The 14,567-nt window shown below is 66.8% G+C and carries 15 protein-coding genes, 1 tRNA gene and 1 pseudogene; 11 read left to right on the top strand and 6 right to left on the bottom strand.

The features are described 5' to 3' along the window. Entirely contained in the window at window positions 1-870 is an 870-nt protein-coding gene (gene galU, locus COA07_RS00080) for a UTP--glucose-1-phosphate uridylyltransferase GalU (RefSeq protein WP_066709166.1), read from the bottom strand. Between the two features lie 149 nt (window positions 871-1,019). On the opposite strand from galU, the gene COA07_RS00075 reads away from it, so the two are divergent. The 3 genes from COA07_RS00075 (at window position 1,020) to COA07_RS00065 (ending at window position 3,369) form a co-directional block, all read left to right on the top strand. Continuing rightward, complete coding sequence (locus COA07_RS00075) at window positions 1,020-1,781, top strand: metallophosphoesterase family protein (RefSeq protein ID WP_066709163.1); 762 nt, start codon at window positions 1,020-1,022, stop codon at window positions 1,779-1,781. Window positions 1,782-1,950: 169 nt separating this feature from the next. Beyond that, a complete protein-coding gene (locus COA07_RS00070; RefSeq protein ID WP_066709160.1) occupies window positions 1,951-2,196 on the top strand; it encodes a hypothetical protein in 246 nt (81 codons plus the stop codon). A 150-nt stretch (window positions 2,197-2,346) separates the two neighbouring features. Continuing rightward, window positions 2,347-3,369, top strand: a complete 1,023-nt coding sequence (locus COA07_RS00065) for a DUF2268 domain-containing putative Zn-dependent protease (RefSeq protein ID WP_066709157.1) — start codon at window positions 2,347-2,349, stop codon at window positions 3,367-3,369. A gap of 255 nt (window positions 3,370-3,624) precedes the next feature. Here COA07_RS00065 and COA07_RS00060 read toward each other — a convergent pair whose 3' ends face one another. From COA07_RS00060 to COA07_RS00050, 3 genes are all read right to left on the bottom strand, one after another. Next, window positions 3,625-4,173 carry an FKBP-type peptidyl-prolyl cis-trans isomerase gene (locus tag COA07_RS00060; RefSeq protein WP_066709154.1) on the bottom strand — a complete coding sequence of 183 codons (549 nt, stop codon included), beginning with the start codon at window positions 4,171-4,173 and terminating at the stop codon, window positions 3,625-3,627. A gap of 105 nt (window positions 4,174-4,278) precedes the next feature. Then, on the bottom strand, window positions 4,279-4,485 hold the full coding sequence (rpsU, locus tag COA07_RS00055) for a 30S ribosomal protein S21 (protein WP_007404630.1): 207 nt from the start codon (window positions 4,483-4,485) through the stop codon (window positions 4,279-4,281). Window positions 4,486-4,588: 103 nt separating this feature from the next. After that, the gene (locus COA07_RS00050; RefSeq protein WP_066709150.1) at window positions 4,589-5,422 is read right to left on the bottom strand and encodes a carbon-nitrogen hydrolase family protein; all 834 of its coding nucleotides are present in this window, start codon (window positions 5,420-5,422) and stop codon (window positions 4,589-4,591) included. Between the two features lie 68 nt (window positions 5,423-5,490). Between COA07_RS00050 and cysS the strand changes: the two genes are divergently transcribed. From cysS to COA07_RS00020, 7 genes are all read left to right on the top strand, one after another. Then, complete coding sequence (cysS, locus tag COA07_RS00045; protein ID WP_066709147.1) at window positions 5,491-6,921, top strand: cysteine--tRNA ligase; 1,431 nt, start codon at window positions 5,491-5,493, stop codon at window positions 6,919-6,921. A 107-nt stretch (window positions 6,922-7,028) separates the two neighbouring features. After that, window positions 7,029-7,967 (top strand): D-2-hydroxyacid dehydrogenase, encoded by a 939-nt coding sequence (locus COA07_RS00040; protein WP_066709144.1) that lies wholly within the window; start codon window positions 7,029-7,031, stop codon window positions 7,965-7,967. Window positions 7,968-8,135: 168 nt separating this feature from the next. Next, window positions 8,136-8,276 (top strand): hypothetical protein, encoded by a 141-nt coding sequence (locus tag COA07_RS18125; RefSeq protein WP_157085189.1) that lies wholly within the window; start codon window positions 8,136-8,138, stop codon window positions 8,274-8,276. 205 nt (window positions 8,277-8,481) lie between these two features. Next, entirely contained in the window at window positions 8,482-8,985 is a 504-nt protein-coding gene (locus COA07_RS00035) for a hypothetical protein (RefSeq protein ID WP_245841931.1), read from the top strand. Between the two features lie 114 nt (window positions 8,986-9,099). Next, on the top strand, window positions 9,100-9,879 hold the full coding sequence (locus COA07_RS00030) for an SDR family oxidoreductase (RefSeq protein ID WP_066709138.1): 780 nt from the start codon (window positions 9,100-9,102) through the stop codon (window positions 9,877-9,879). A 70-nt stretch (window positions 9,880-9,949) separates the two neighbouring features. Beyond that, complete coding sequence (locus COA07_RS00025) at window positions 9,950-11,323, top strand: class II 3-deoxy-7-phosphoheptulonate synthase (RefSeq protein ID WP_066709135.1); 1,374 nt, start codon at window positions 9,950-9,952, stop codon at window positions 11,321-11,323. 183 nt (window positions 11,324-11,506) lie between these two features. After that, window positions 11,507-11,582 (top strand) — tRNA-Glu (locus COA07_RS00020). A gap of 238 nt (window positions 11,583-11,820) precedes the next feature. Here COA07_RS00020 and COA07_RS00015 read toward each other — a convergent pair. Together COA07_RS00015 and COA07_RS00010 are read right to left on the bottom strand one after the other, a co-directional pair. Then, the gene (locus tag COA07_RS00015) at window positions 11,821-12,951 is read right to left on the bottom strand and encodes a hypothetical protein (RefSeq protein ID WP_141396447.1); all 1,131 of its coding nucleotides are present in this window, start codon (window positions 12,949-12,951) and stop codon (window positions 11,821-11,823) included. Window positions 12,952-13,548: 597 nt separating this feature from the next. Beyond that, window positions 13,549-14,040: a hypothetical protein gene (locus COA07_RS00010; protein ID WP_066709131.1), complete on the bottom strand. Its 492-nt coding sequence runs from the start codon at window positions 14,038-14,040 to the stop codon at window positions 13,549-13,551. Window positions 14,041-14,227: 187 nt separating this feature from the next. On the opposite strand from COA07_RS00010, the pseudogene COA07_RS00005 reads away from it, so the two are divergent. Then, a pseudogene (locus COA07_RS00005) lies at window positions 14,228-14,567 on the top strand (IS21 family transposase); the annotation flags it as partial.

The following is a 14,567-nucleotide window of genomic DNA, read 5'->3' as shown; positions in this document are numbered from 1 at the left end:
TCAGCCGACCCGCGCCTTCGCGAACGCGCGCACTGCCGGGCCGATGTCCGCGCGATCCAGCGCCAGCGCCAGGTTCGCCATGATGAACCCGGTCTTGTCGCCGCAGTCGAACCGCTCGCCGTTGAACGTGAAGCCGTGGAACGGCTGCTTGCCGATCAGCTTGGCCATGGCGTCGGTCAGCTGGATCTCCCCGCCCGCGCCGGTTTCCTTGGCGTCCAGGATCTGCATCACCTCGGGCTGCAGGATGTAGCGGCCCGGGATCATCAGGTTCGACGGCGCACTGCCCTTCGCCGGCTTCTCGACCAGCGCCGCCACCTCGGTCAGCGCGCCGTTGCGCGCGCCCGGCGAGATGATGCCGTATTTGTCGGTATCCTCGGGCGCGACTTCCAGCGCACCGATCACATTGCCGCCGACCTCGTTATAGGCCGCCACCATCTGCGCCAGGAAATTGGGGGTGCCGACCATCAGTTCGTCGGGCAGCAGCACCGCGAACGGTTCGTCGCCGACGATCTCGCGCGCGCACCACACCGCATGGCCCAGCCCCAGCGGCTCCTGCTGGCGGACGTACACCGGCGATCCGGGCTGCTGGCGGATATTCTCGATCACCGACAGGCTCTTGCCGCGCGCGCGCATCGTGGTTTCCAGTTCGAACGAAATGTCGAAATGGTCCTCCAACGCCCCCTTGCCGCGTCCGGTGACGAAGATGATCTGCTCGATCCCCGCTTCCAGCGCTTCCTCGACCGCATATTGGATCAGCGGCTTGTCGACGACGGTCAGCATTTCCTTCGGCATCGCCTTGGTGGCGGGCAGGAAGCGCGTGCCCAGCCCCGCGACGGGGAACACGGCCTTGCGGATCGGCTTGATCGTCATTCGTCCCTCCTGTGTGGCGGCGGCTCAATACCCATAGTGATGATAGGCTGCAATTGCTTCCGCTGTGCACCGCAGCATCCGCTGCTTGCCGCGGCGCGGCGCGACAGGTAGGAACCGGCGCCTCGCTCGATCGTTGCGGCCACTCATCCATGTTCAATAAATTCCTGCGCGCGCGCCGCGCCCCCCCACTCGCCATGCCCGCCGTTGCGGAGGGGATGCGCGTCTACGCCATCGGCGACATCCACGGCTGCCTGACGCAGCTCGACCAGCTGCTGGCGATGATCGACGACGATGATGCCGCCCGTGGCGCCGGCGCTCAGACGCAGCTGGTGTTCCTGGGCGACCTAGTAGATCGCGGGCCGGATTCCGCCGGGGTGGTGACCCGGCTGCTCGACCTGTCGCATGCCCGCCCCGACACGCGCTTTCTCAAGGGCAATCACGAAGAGATCTTCCTGCGCGCGCTGGACGGCGATATGGAGGCACTGCGGCTGTTCTGCCGGATCGGCGGGCGCGAGACGATCCTAAGCTACGGCCTCGGCGGCGCCGAATATGACGGGCTCGACTATCCCGAACTGGCCGCGCGGATGGAGGCGATCGTGCCCGCCGCACATCGCGATTTCCTGACCGCGTTCGAGGACATGGTCCTCTCGGGCGACTATGCCTTCGTCCACGCCGGGGTCCGCCCGGGCGTCCCGCTGGAACAGCAGCATGCCGCGGAACTGCGCTGGATCCGCAGCAGCTTCCTTTCCTATCGCAACGCGCATCCCAAGATGATCGTCCACGGCCACACCATTTCGGAGGAGGTCGATCGCCAGCCCAACCGGATCGGCGTCGATACCGGCGCCTATTCCACCGGGCGCCTGTCCGCGCTGGGGCTGGAAGGAACGGAAAGCTGGGTACTTAACACCTGAACCACCATGGCAACGGCGCGGAACGCCGCGATCGTTACGGTTTCATGTCAGCGATACTGTACGAAAAGGCAGCGGAACCGGCCGATTTTCGTGGCTTGGGCGCACCGCGCACTATTGATCTTTAATACTTTCGGGGTAAGAGGAAGCTCGAATGCAAAGGGAGTTTCACATGCGTCTTGCGAAGTACATGCTCGCCGCCGCCGCCGCCACCATGGCGGTTGCCCCGGCGATGGCCGCTCCGGCCAACCCCGCCGCCAGCCTGTCGGTCGCCAAGTCGGCTCGCGCCTCGTCCGCGTCGGCCAAGAAGAACGACGTCGCCGGTGGCGGCGTGATCGTCGCGATCCTGGCGGCTGCCGCGGTTGTCGCCGGCATCGTCGTCGTCGCTGACGAAGACTCGAAGGCGGACAGCAACTAAGAGTTGCTCCGTTCCTCCGGGACGAAGGAATAGCGGCCCCAGGGCCGCTATTTTTTTGCCTGCACGGGATCGGCGACGACGAACGTTCACCGCATCGCCCGCCGTCGCGCGCTACCCGGCGGGGCCCTGGCCGACAACCCGGAGCGGAAGATGCCCACCAGACGAATGCGCCGAATCGTCACGCTGCTTCTGGCGATGTCCGGCCTCGGGCCGATGGCCCATGCCGAACCCGCCGACACGCCACCGCCCGGTCGATCAGCGACGACCGCGGGGGTCGATCCGCTGACGGCGGAAATACATGTGGAGGATGCCGAACGGTTTGCCCGATTGCTGTCGGCGACCAACGGGAAACCAGGCGCGTCCGACGTGCAGCGCGGCTATCTGGACAATGCGTCGCGTGGCGTGGCGATCTTCACGCCCGGACGGATTGGCGATGCAGCCCGGCTCGCCGACAAGGTTCGCGCCGACCCCGACCTGTACCGTCGCGCGGTCAGCGAATGCCTCCCGCGCGTGAAGACCGCCACGGCCGATCTGCGCGCGATCTACCTCGCGCTGCACGGATTGCTGCCCGACCGGCCGCTGCCGCACATCTATGTCGTGATCGGCGCCGGCAATTCGGGCGGGACCGCCGGTCCCGGTGCCCAGGTGATCGGCCTGGAGGTGCTGTGCCGGGAAAACCCCTCTCCCGCGGGGTTCAGGATGGCGCTTCGCCGCTTCTTCGCGCACGAAACCGTCCACACCTTCCAGCAGGATGTTTCCGGGATCGAAACCTCCCCCCTGCTGGGCGAAGCCTTGGTCGAGGGAGCGGCGGACTTCATCGCAGCCCTGGTGACGGGCGAAATGCCGGAGCCGGAACGCGCGCGATGGGCACTGCCGCGTGAGAAAATGCTCTGGGACCAGTTCCGCAAGGACATGCCCGTCAGCCGTGCGAGCGTTGGGGACAAGCCATCCGCCAAAGCGGTCGAGGCGGTCAACAGATGGCTGCACAATTACAAGTCGGCACCGCCGGGGTGGCCGGGGGAGGCCGGCTATTGGGTCGGCATGCGGATCTGGACGTCATATTATGCCAAAGCCACTGACAAGCATCGTGCGATCGCCGACATGCTGATCTGGCACGATCCCGAACTGATCCTGCGCACCAGCGGATATCGCGGCGCGATCTCCGGCCGGTAGCGACATGCGCCGCACCCGTCGCGTGGCGGCAGTCGTCGGCCGCGCGTCCCGGTATCGCGGCAGCGATGCTTGATGTGTGGCAATGCTGCCGGATCATCGCGACGATCGTCGGCGTCGCCACGCCGCCCCGGTAGCAATGCCCAGCCGGCGTCGCGCACCATTCTCTCACCGCACGCGCCTGACGACGAAAAAGGGCGCCGCCGATCCGATCGGCAGCGCCCCATTTCCCGCGATCCGCATCGCAATGCGGTCGGCTCAGTTCCCGGCGGGCGGTGCTCCCGCGCCCGGCGCACCGCGCGGCGGCATCCCGCCCATCATCTGCTGCTGCATCTGCAGCTGGCGCAGCGTCGCCTCGGGGATGAAGTCCTGCAGCTCGACGTCGAACACCAGCGTCGAATTGGCCGGGATCGGGCCGTTCGCCTTCGCGCCATACCCCAGGTTCGGCGGAATCCAGAAGCGGTACTTCGCGCCCTTGTGCATCAGCTTCAACCCTTCGGAGAAGCCCGGCACCGCGCCCGCGACCGGCAGCGGCGTCGGCTGCTGCGACTTGTCGAAGGTGGTGCCGTCCATCAACTTGCCTTCGTAATTGATGAGCGCGACATCGGCGTCGGTCGGCCTGGCGCCGGTCACGTCGCCGGGCACGACGACCTTGTACCGCAGTCCCGACGGGGTGCTGACGACCCCCGTGTCACCGGCGCGCGCCAGCGCTACCCCAGCGATCGCCGCCAGCACCAGCCCCACGACCAGCCACAACACATAGGCCCGCTTCACGGGCTGGAGCGGAACGGCGGTCACGGTCGACATGGTGCGGCAAACCCCGGTTGGCGCGGCCGGCATCGGCCGCCGGTCGGCAGTGGGAAGGGATCGTCGCCGGCCACCCTCAACACGGCGGCCGGCAGGGCACGGGTCTTACCGTGCGCCGTCGCGCTCGGCGCGCTTGCGCTCCAGCTTGCGGGCACGACGCACCGCAGCCGCACGCTCGCGGGCGCGCTTTTCCGACGGCTTCTCGTAGTGACGGCGCAGCTTCATTTCGCGATACACACCCTCGCGCTGCAGCTTCTTCTTGAGCGCGCGAAGGGCCTGGTCGACGTTATTGTCGCGAACGATGATCTGCATAAAACCGTCACACTCCGGGTAAAACAGGTAAAGCGGCGGCGGGCATGGCCCGCGCCGAACGAACCGCCTCTAACAGCAACCCGTCCGCATCGCAACCCACACGTCAGCCGACCAGCTTGGGCGCGGGGATCGCGCGGCGGTGGCGCAGCGCAGGGACGCGGGCGCGCACCTCGTCCACCCGCGCGGGGTCGACCGTGGCATAACCGATGCCCGGCGCCTCGCCCATGTCCAGCACCACCTCGCCCCACGGATCGACAACCAGCGAATGGCCGAACGTGGCGCGCCCGTCCGCGTGCACCCCGGTCTGCGCCGCCGCGACGACATAGGCGCCCGCCTCGATCGCCCGTGCGCGCAGCAGGACGTGCCAGTGCGCGGCGCCGGTCGGCCGCGTGAACGACGACGGCACCGACAACACCCGCGCGCCCGCGTCGCTCAGCGCGCGATACAGGTCCGGGAAGCGCATGTCGTAACAGATCGACAGCCCCATCGCGCCCAGCGGCGTCGTCACCAGCACCGGGCGGTCGCCCCCGGCGTAGGCGGCCGATTCGCGCCAGCTTTCGCCGGTCGGCAGGTCGACGTCGAACAGATGCATCTTGTCGTAGCGCGCGCGGATATGCCCCTGCGCGTCGATCACGAAGCCGCGGTTGGCCATGCGCGGATCGTTGCGGCGCAGCGCCAGCGACCCCAGGTGTACCCACACCCCCGCCTCGGCCGCCGCCTCGCGCACCGCCAGCAGCACGCGATCCTCGTCCTCCTTGACCAGATGCGCCGCGGCGCGCGCGCGGTCGCGGTCGAGCAGCCCGGACATTTCCGGCGTGAACACCATCGCCGCGCCGTTCGCCGCCGCCTCGCGGATCGCGGCGACCAGTGCGGCGGCGTTGGCGGTGGGGTCGATACCGGTGGTGGTCTGGACGACGGCGATCTTCGTTACGTGCACTCTGCTCTGACCCTTCCCGATATCGTGCGGGGTTGCGCCGGTCCGCCCGCGCTCGCATGACGCGAGCCATGACCTCGACCCCGCTCGTCCTCTACAACAGCCTGACGCGCCGTTTGGAGCCGTTCCGCCCGATCGATCCCGCCAACGTCCGCGTCTATTCGTGCGGGCCGACCGTCTATCATTACGCGCATATCGGCAATCTGCGCGCCTATGTCTTCACCGATACGCTGTCGCGCGTACTGACGTGGAAGGGGTGGCCACTGACGCATGTCATCAACATCACCGACGTCGGCCACCTGACATCGGATGCCGATGCGGGCGATGACAAGATGGAGGCGGCGGCGCGGCGCAGCGGCCAGGATATCTGGGCGATCGCACGGCATTACACCGATGCCTTCACGCGCAACCTCGACGATCTGAACATCCGCCGCCCCACCCACATGCCGCTGGCGACCGATCATGTGGCACAGATGATCGAATGGGGCGTCGCGATCGCCGAGCGCCATTGCTATCTGTTGCCCGACGGCCTGTATTTCGACACCAGCACCGTCCCCGATTACGGCCGGCTGGCGGGCGCGGCGGACGATGCCGCGCAGGCGCGGATCGACGCGGTGGCGGGCAAGCGCCAGCCGCAGGATTTCGCGATCTGGCGCACCACCCCGCCGGGCGAGACGCGCCAGATGGAATGGGATTCGCCCTGGGGCCGCGGCGCGCCGGGCTGGCACCTGGAATGTTCGGTGATGAGCCGCAAGTATCTGGGCGCGGCGTTCGACATCCACACCGGCGGGATCGACCACCGCGAGATCCACCACCCCAATGAAATCGCGCAGAACCAAGCGTATTGCGAGTGTGAGGATACCGGCGCAACCTTCTGGATACACAACAATTTCCTTGTCGATCGTACCGGCAAGATGAGCAAGTCGTCGGGCGAGTTCCTGACGCTGCAACGGCTGGTCGACCGCGGCTTCCACCCGCTCGCCTACCGGCTGATGTGCCTTCAGGCGCAGTATCGCAGCGAGCTGGAATTCTCCTGGGACAATCTGGCGGCCGCGCAGGTGCGGCTGAAGCGGATGGTCCACGCCGTCACCGCGCTGAAGGCCCGTGCCGAGGCGCCGACCGGCAAGGATGCGTCGGCCTATCGCGCCGAACTGGACGCCGCGCTGTCGGACGATCTGGCGACGCCGCGCGCGCTGCCGGTGCTCGACGCGCTGCTGGCCGACAAGAAGCTGCCCCCCGCCGACCGGCTGGCGGCGCTGGCCGATTTCGATGCCGTCCTCGGCCTCGACCTGCTGACGCTGTCGCGCGAGGCGCTGCGCGTCCGCCCCGCCGATGCGACGATCGACGAGGAAGCGATCGCCGCGCGGCTCGCCGACCGGCGCGAGGCGCGCGCGGCGAAGGACTTCGCCCGGTCCGACGCGATCCGCGACGAACTGGCCGCCGCGGGGGTGGAGGTGATGGACGGCGATCCGCTCGGCTGGGACTGGAAACTCGCGATCTGAATGACGTAAAGGCAGATGGTCGTACCGGTCGGTAAAGGCCGGACGACGATGAACAGGAGAGGCGCCATGGCCGCACGCATCATGCCCCGGACGAAGGCGACGCGCCGATGAAGGCCGTGCTGCCCGCGCTTGCCCGCCCGCTGCTGGAACCGGCGCTGCCCGCCGACCTCGACGTCGCATGGTTCCGCACGCCCGGCGATGCCGCCGCGATGATCGCGGACGCCGATATCGCGTGGATCGACATGTCGCCGGCCACGCATATAGGAACCGCGATTCGCGGCGCCGGGCCGCAGCTCAAATGGGTATCGACGCTCTATGCCGGGCTGGACGCCTTCCCGCTCGACGACCTGCGGCGGCGCGGCGCGATCGTCACCAACGGCGCGGGGATCAACGCCATCGCGGTCGCCGAATATGCCGTGATGGGGGTGCTGGTCGGGGCGAAGCGGTTCGACACGGTGCTGCGCGCGCACGACCGGCACGAATGGCTCGCCGACGCCCCCGGCAAGGTGGAGCTGCTTGAATCGCGCGCGCTGGTCGTCGGCTATGGCGCGATCGGGCGGCTGATCGGCGATCGGCTGGCGGCGTTCGGGGTGGAGGTGACCGGCGTCACCCGCTCCGCGCGCGACGGCACGATCGCCCCCGATGCGTGGCGCGCGCGGCTGGGCGAGTTCGACTGGGTGATCCTGGCGGCCCCCTCCACCGACGCGACCAAGGCGATGATCGGCGCGGCGGAACTGGCCGCGATGAAGCGCAGCGCCTGGCTCATCAACATCGCGCGCGGCGACATGATCGACGACGACGCGCTGATCGCCGCGCTGGCCGACGGCACGATCGCTGGCGCCTTCCTCGATCCGACCACACCCGAACCGCTGCCCGCCGACCATCCGCTGTGGGACGCCCCCAACGCGATCGTCACGATGCACCTGTCCGGGCGCGCGCAGACGAAGATGTTCCAGCGCGCCGCCGCGCTGTTCCTGCGCAACCTGGCGGCGTTCCGCGCGGGCACCGCGATGGAGAATGTCGCCGATCTCGACGCGGGCTATTGAACGCATGTTATTGCCGGCATCGTCCGGCGCGGGCACGGCCCGTCGCACGTCGCCCACGCATCATCCGCTTTTCATCTATCCGGGCAATCGCACCGCCCACGTCGATTGAAACGCCGGGATCGCGCTGCCATAGCGACGCGGTACGGGACGACCGAGTGGGAGTGCATGGTGGAACTGCGACTGGTCATCGCTTACACGATCTTGGCGGTATTGGTGGTGGCGACCGCCGTGGGCCTGATCCTGTCCCAGCGCCGCCGCGCGGCCCGGCGGCTGCGGATGCGCGGGATCAAGCTCGACCAGCGCCGCTAGGCCGCGGGAACCCGTCCGCAAGGGGCGCGCGCACCATCGCTGTCGCCATGAAGCGGGCGCGGCTTGAGCGCCACGATGCGCCCTGTTACGACCCCCACATGACCCGCAGCGTCGCGCCCACCAAGCAACAACGCCGTCATCCTGCGGCGGTGTCGGTGCGCGCGCTCGGCTCACGGGACGGCTAGGAACCGCCCCCGTCAGCCTGTTGACGACCACCCCCGCCCGATCGGCGGGGTTTTTTGTGCCGGTCGGGCCTGTTCATGAGGACGACTGGACAATGGATATGCCGGATGACGCCGCGATCGAGCGGATCGCCTTGGGCGTGATCGATCATACCCTGCCGAAGCGCGAATGGACCCATGCGGGGCATTTCGCCGCCGCCCTGTGGCTGTGCCGCCATCGGCCCGACCTGACCGAAGCGGACGCGATACGGACGCTCATTTCCCGCTACAACGACGCCACCGGTACCGCGAACACCGACACCGGCGGCTATCACCACACCATCACGCTGGCCTCGATGCGCGGAGCGGCCGACCATCTCGCCGGCTATTCGCGCGACGCGCCTCTCCATGTCGTGCATTCGGCCCTGATGGCGTCCCGCTACGGTGATCCGGGCTGGCTCCTCAGCCACTGGAGCCGCGATCTGCTGTTCGGTGTGCCAGCCCGCCGGAACTGGGTGGAACCGGATATCGCCCCGTTGCTCTTCTAGGGCATGTTCTCGATCCGCCCAGGGATCGGGACCGTGTAACCCCATCCAGCCTTCTTCTCCCCCGCATCCTGGCGTAAACCGCCCTCACCCATCCCACCGGAGCCACCGACCGCCATGGATCTTCGCCTCGCCCGCCGCACCGCGATCGTCTGCGCCTCCAGCCACGGGCTGGGCCGCGCCTGTGCCACGTCGCTTGCCGCCGCGGGGTGCGATCTGGTGCTCAACGGCCGCGATGCCGCTGCACTCGGCGCCGCCGCGGACGATCTTCGCGCGACCGGGATCAAGGTGGAGACGGTCGCGGGCGATATCGCCGACGACGGCGTGCAGCGTGCGCTGGTCGATGCCGCGGGTGGTGCGCCCGATATCCTCGTCAACAACAATGCCGGCCCGCCGCTGCGCGATTTCCGGCAGCTGGATGCCGACGCGATCCACGCCGGCCTGGATGCCAACATGGTCGTCCCGATCCGCATGGTGCAAAAGGTGATCGACGGCATGATCGAACGCCGTTTCGGCCGCATCGTGTGCATCACCTCCGGATCGGTGAAATCGCCGGTGGCGGGGCTGGACCTGTCGAGCGGCGCGCGCATCGGGCTGACCGGCTTTCTGGCCGGCGTGGCGCGGCAGGCGGCGGGCGCGAACGTCACGATCAACTTCCTGCTGCCGGGCCTGTTCGCGACCCGCCGGCTGGAGGGCGTCCACGCCTTCACCGCCAAGGCGCAGGGGATCAGCGTCGAGGAAGCCGAACAGCGCGCCCGCGCGCGCATCCCCGCCGGGCGGTTCGGCGATCCGGCCGAATTCGGCGACGCCTGCGCCTTCCTGTGCTCGGCGCAGGCCGGGTTCATCACCGGGCAAAGCCTGCTGGTCGATGGCGGGGCATTTCCGGGGGTTCTATAAACCGGAACTTGTTTGCGCGGCGCGCACGATTCGTTCATGGCGGCGCCCGCATTGGTAAGGAAGATGACGCATGGCCACGAATTGGGCCCCCGACAGCTGGACCGCGGCAGAGGCGCGCCAGCTCCCCGACTATCCCGACGCCGCCGCGTTGGCGCAGGCGACGCAGCGACTGTCGTCCTATCCGCCGCTCGTGTTTGCGGGTGAGGCGCGCAACCTCACCGCCGATCTGGCGCGCGTGGCGGAGGGGCAGGCCTTCCTGCTCCAGGGCGGCGACTGCGCGGAAAGCTTTGCCGAATTCCACCCCAACAACATCCGCGACACCTTCCGCGTCATCCTCCAGATGGCGGTCGTCCTCACCTATGCCTCGAAGCTGCCGGTGGTGAAGGTCGGCCGCATGGCGGGCCAGTTCGCCAAGCCGCGCTCGGCTCCGACCGAGACGATCGACGGCGTGGAGCTGCCCAGCTACCGCGGCGACAATGTCAACGACATCGGCTTCACCGCCGAATCGCGGCTGCCCGATCCCGAACGGATGCTGCGCGGCTATTCGCAGGCCGCGGCCACGCTCAACCTGCTGCGCGCCTTCGCGCAGGGCGGCTATGCGAACCTGCACCAGGTCCATCGCTGGACCCACGATTACATGGGCCGCAGCCCGTGGGCCGCGAAATATGCCGAGACTGCCGATCGCATCGGCGAGGCGCTGGACTTCATGGCGGCGTGCGGGATCAACCCGGATACCGTGCCGCAGCTGTCGCAGACCACCTTCTACACCAGCCACGAAGCGCTGCTGCTGCCGTTCGAACAGGCGATGACGCGGCAGGATTCGCTGACCGGCCACTGGTACGATACGTCGGCGCACTTCCTGTGGATCGGCGATCGCACCCGCTTCGACGGGTCGGCGCATGTCGAGTTCCTGCGCGGCATCGGCAACCCGATCGGCATCAAGTGCGGGCCATCGCTGGAACCCGACGCGCTGCTGCGGATGCTCGACACGCTCAATCCGGGGCGCGTGCCGGGCCGGATGACGCTCATCACCCGCTACGGCTATGACAAGATCGAGGCGCATCTGCCGCGGCTGGTACGCGCGGTGACCCGCGAAGGGCATCCGGTGATCTGGTCGTGCGATCCGATGCACGGCAATACGGTGAAGGCTGCGACCGGGTACAAGACCCGCCCCTTCGACCGCATCCTGGCGGAGGTGCGCGGCTTCTTCGCGGTGCACCGTGCGGAGGGGACCCATGCCGGCGGCATCCATGCGGAAATGACCGGGCAGAACGTCACCGAATGCACCGGCGGCGCGATCGACGTCACGGAACAGAGCCTGGCGGACCGCTACCACACGCATTGCGATCCGCGGCTCAACGCCGGGCAGAGCCTCGAGCTGGCCTTCCTCCTCGCCGAAATGCTCAATGCGGAGATGGCGGAACGCCGCAAGGCCGCCGCCTGACCGCCACCGATCGCGCGATCCAGGGGCACGAAAGGCGTCCGCACCGCGGCCGTTTTCGTGCCCCTCCTCGTACGCACCGCGCATGAATGTCGCGCCCGGGGTATCGGGGACGTGCCCCACCCCCCGCAAACCGCTTGACGCCCCCCGCCCCACCCCCTAACAGCGCGCCTCCACACCGCACACGGCCCCTTCGTCTAGCGGTCTAGGACGTCGCCCTCTCACGGCGAAAACACGGGTTCGAGTCCCGTAGGGGTCACCAGACTTTTTAACGGCTTAGGTTAGGGAGCGGTCGGATCATCAAATATCGGTCAAATATACGGTCGCGGAAGCCGGCGGATTTTGGCGCACAGTTCGTGACCAATGTTCGAGTCGAATGCCGTGGCGTTGCACAGCCCGTCTAGGATCATGGCATCCGCTGCGCTTCGGCGACAAACGACCTCAGAGTCCGCCGGCCATCGAATAGAGCCAGCGGGGTGCACCCCGCCGGCTTGACCCCGTTAGTGGCTCGGAAGCTTGAAGCAGTAGACCAGCTCCGGCTTCTGACCAGTTACCAGGCGGCGCTTCACCTGGAGGCGCTTCTCCTCACGAACCAGCCGCTCCATGACCTCCGGCATCGTGCGACGGGCTGACCAGTGCGGGATGACCCGCTCGATCGCGCTGACGCGCACCATGAGCTCGCGTTTGGCCTTGTGATGCCTCACCACGACGTTCGCCGCTTTGACGTCCTCAGCGTCGCGATAAGCCTGCTTGTATCCGAGGTGCACCGTATCGGGAGCATCCGCCAAGGAGGTGAGCAGCTCATCAAACGAGAGCCGCGGCGGTGGCGTTTGCAAAAAGTGCCTGTAACAGCCTTCAACCGCGCGTCCGACGACAATAGTGCCGGGGAGCAAGCCCCAATCCTTGGCCAGCCGACCGACAGCGTAGATCAGCGCGAATACCTCTTCGTTGGCATGGGCGCAGGCGTTCCCGTCATCGCCCCCTGCCCGACGCTTGAAGTCGCTCATGCGCTTCCGGAGCACAGCGCGCAGCCGGCCTTCGTCGTCCGCGAGCTCCTGGGTCAAGTTCGATACGAACTGATGCAGCAAGTGGCCCTGATTGCGCTCAGCCTCGGCCTCAATCCGATGCGTGAACGTTGACAGGGTATCTCCTTCGGGCAGGCAATCGAAGATGCCAAGCGGTCGATCATCGCCCACCGTCAACGTGACAGTACGAGCTTCAGCAAGTGCAGCGATGTCACTATCGACCCCGGCGAGTTCGGCGAGCGATTTCGTACTGAAGATCATATAGACCTGGGGCACGGAGCGCTGATTGGCCGCCGAAAGGAAGCGTGCGATGAGCGCCGCGCGAGCGGTTGCACCGACCGCCGACAGAGCTAGATCGCTATCGATGATTGGGTGCACCAAATCGTTGTAAGCATCCCCATTGGACGAGGTCTGGTCCAGTACATCTTTGAACTGCAGCGCGCCACCTGCTGCCTGCCGGGACATCTGGCCCATGGCCGAGCGGAGGAGTGCAAGAAGGGTATGAGCCTCCCGGCCGGACGGCAGGATGATCTCGAAGATGACAGGACTGCGCAACAGGCCGAGCTTCATTACCGGACCGACGAGTGCCAAGATGATGACAACCACGGGCAAGCTCTGGTGGCTTAGCCCCTCTCTCACCGCGACTTTCCAATCATTAAACGTGCCGCAGAGCCGTTCGATGTTGGAGTGTGAGCGCAGGAAGGGCCCGGCCGGCTCTCCCGCAGGGGAAACGAGGACCCCGTCCGAAAATGCAAAGTGAGCGCCTGCCCACCCGCACCGGTCAATAGGCGGAGGCCCAGCGTAAAGCCGTGCCTGCCCAATCAATCCCATTACTTCTCGGCGACTCCCACTATCGCTAATGTCGACACCCTCGTTCGCGAGCGCACGCCCCAGCTGGGCCTCCGGTCCATTGGCGATAGCGTATGAGAGCCAGAACCCACTGGTAGAGGTAGCAAAGCGATAGTATTTCTCATCACTACTGTCATCACTGCCGCTATAGGCAAATTTTACATCTTGTATGAACGACATCGTGGTATATTCCGTTTTGCACGCAGAGTCCCCTATGCACCCGGCATGTCGGGCTTTCATATTGGCACCTGCGTATGAGTAAGACATGCCTAACCAGTGTTTACAGGCTACTGGTCGTATATGGGCTATTTCATCCTCTACGGAGGGTGACAGTGGTGGTAACTCATCACCACTTCACCGCTTTCGTTTACGCGGCTTTGCCGGTTTCGTGAGCGTCAGACCCTTTTTAGCCACGCTCAACTTGACCAGCAACGTGATGTCCTGGAGCCGCTGGCGATTCAGCCACAGCAACATCACACTGTGATACGGCTCGGGGATACGACCCGGCATACGGTGGCGGGTACATCGGGGACTCTGGGAATCCCCCTCGTCATCGACCGCCTGCTGACCACCGAGGTCCCCGTCGACCCCTACCCGCGTCAACGACCACATGCTCTTCAGCAGATACGTCAGTGCATAAGCCGACTGATACAGCGGCTTCGAGGTCACCTGGACCTTCTGGTAGATCGGGCCCTGCTTACGACCTCCTGGCCGCTCGCTGCGAAACTTGCCCTTACGCCCTACACTGCGCAGGACCTCTCGCATTTCGCCAGCGACCGCGATGTGGAGATGCAACTGGAAACGCTCGGTGTCGCGGTCGAAGTCACCGTCGATGAAGGCGATCAACCAACCTTCAGCGTCGCGAGCCCCACAACGGTATAGCGCCTGACGAAATGCCGCGAGCAGACGACGCGGGTTGTGGATCGGCGTGGAAAAGGGACCCCGGTAACGGGGTGATCGGCGTCGAAAAGGGACCCCTCATCCCGGTGGTCTAGGCTGTTCGCTTGGCGGTGTGTCAGGCGGCGAGATCGGGATGCTGGTATTGGAGACGGTGTTGAGGATCCGGCGCGAGCACGCGTCGGGGAAGGCCATCAAGGCGATAGCGCGGGACCTGCACCTGTCGCGCAAGGTGGTGCGCAAGGCGATCCGGGCGCCGGAGGCGGACATGGGCTACCGACGGGAGGTGCAGCCGCTGCCGAAGCTGGGGCCGTTTCAGGCGCGACTGGATGCGTTGCTGGAGGAAGATGAGGCACGACCGCGGCGCGAGAAGCTGCGCCTCACGCGCATCCACGACCTGCTGCTACGCGAGGGGTTCGACGGCTCGTACGACGCGGTGCGGCGTTATGCGTCCCGCTGGCGGCAGGCGCGACGTC

It is taken from the genome of Sphingomonas adhaesiva, assembly GCF_002374855.1.
Classification (GTDB): Bacteria; Pseudomonadota; Alphaproteobacteria; order Sphingomonadales; family Sphingomonadaceae; genus Sphingomonas; species Sphingomonas adhaesiva.
This window is presented reverse-complemented; position numbering and strand designations above follow the sequence as displayed.

Excerpts from the sequence above, each read along its gene's own strand:
- galU (WP_066709166.1), bottom strand. The coding sequence starts at position 870 with ATGACGATCAAGCCGATCCGCAAGGCCGTGTTCCCCGTCGCGGGGCTG.
- cysS (WP_066709147.1), top strand. The coding sequence starts at position 5,491 with ATGACCTCGACCCCGCTCGTCCTCTACAACAGCCTGACGCGCCGTTTG.
- rpsU (WP_007404630.1), bottom strand. The coding sequence starts at position 4,485 with ATGCAGATCATCGTTCGCGACAATAACGTCGACCAGGCCCTTCGCGCG.
- COA07_RS00025 (WP_066709135.1), top strand. The coding sequence starts at position 9,950 with ATGGCCACGAATTGGGCCCCCGACAGCTGGACCGCGGCAGAGGCGCGC.
- COA07_RS00060 (WP_066709154.1), bottom strand. The coding sequence starts at position 4,173 with ATGTCGACCGTGACCGCCGTTCCGCTCCAGCCCGTGAAGCGGGCCTAT.
- COA07_RS00040 (WP_066709144.1), top strand. The coding sequence starts at position 7,029 with ATGAAGGCCGTGCTGCCCGCGCTTGCCCGCCCGCTGCTGGAACCGGCG.
- COA07_RS00065 (WP_066709157.1), top strand. The coding sequence starts at position 2,347 with ATGCCCACCAGACGAATGCGCCGAATCGTCACGCTGCTTCTGGCGATG.
- COA07_RS00075 (WP_066709163.1), top strand. The coding sequence starts at position 1,020 with ATGTTCAATAAATTCCTGCGCGCGCGCCGCGCCCCCCCACTCGCCATG.
- COA07_RS00070 (WP_066709160.1), top strand. The coding sequence starts at position 1,951 with ATGCGTCTTGCGAAGTACATGCTCGCCGCCGCCGCCGCCACCATGGCG.
- COA07_RS00030 (WP_066709138.1), top strand. The coding sequence starts at position 9,100 with ATGGATCTTCGCCTCGCCCGCCGCACCGCGATCGTCTGCGCCTCCAGC.